This window comes from Neisseria sp. P0009.S007, assembly GCF_051962515.1.
On record NZ_JBQCVF010000784.1, the window covers coordinates 1 to 733 of the forward strand.

General features: G+C 46.9%; 1 protein-coding gene and 1 pseudogene. Both read left to right on the forward strand.

Going from position 1 to position 733, the window contains the following annotated elements; all coding sequences use genetic code 11:
- The coding region (locus tag ACTHS3_RS16340) for a PLP-dependent transferase (protein ID WP_440368551.1) at positions 1-431 on the forward strand (431 nt) is incomplete at its 5' end.
- 69 nt (positions 432-500) lie between these two features.
- A pseudogene (locus ACTHS3_RS16345) lies at positions 501-733 on the forward strand (META domain-containing protein); the annotation flags it as partial.

A 733-nucleotide genomic window follows, 5' to 3' on the forward strand; every position in this document is an offset into this window, starting at 1 on the left:
GTATCAAAACATTGGCCTTGCGCATGAACGCCCATTGCCAAAACGCACTCGAAATCGCGCGCCGTCTGGAAGCTCATCCTGCCATTGAAAAAGTGTTCTATCCCGGCCTGCCATCTCACGAACATTACGAACTCGCCCAAGCACAAATGCCCAAAGGCATCGGCGGCGTGGTTACGGTTTATCTCAAAAACGACACGCGTGAAGCGGCCAATAGCGTGATTAAAAACATGAAACTGGTCAAAATGGCTTCCAGCCTAGGCGGCGTGGAAAGTTTGGTCAACCATTGCTATTCCCAATCCCACAGCGGCGTACCGCATGATGTGAAAATGGAAATGGGCATCAAAGTCGGCCTGCTGCGTTTCTCTGTCGGTATTGAAGACGTTGACGATATTTGGAACGATATTTCCAAAGCATTGGATACAACTTTGTAAATAAGGCTTAAAGGCCGTCTGAAGGTGGATAGTTTTCAGACGGCCTTTAGCAATAAACAAGGAATAGATATGAAAACATTATTCGGTGCATTAATGAGTGTGGTAGTTTTGGCAGCTTGTACATCTCCTTCAGTATCTCAGCCTGAACAAGCCTCTAAAGCGCAGGTACAAACTCAACAAACGGCGCAACCTACTCTAGCCGCCAAATGGCGTGTGGTTTCTTTCAATAAATTCACCGAAAAAGATTTGGCCGGTACTGATGCCTATCTGGATTTGAGCGAGATGCCTAAGGCGTATGGCAA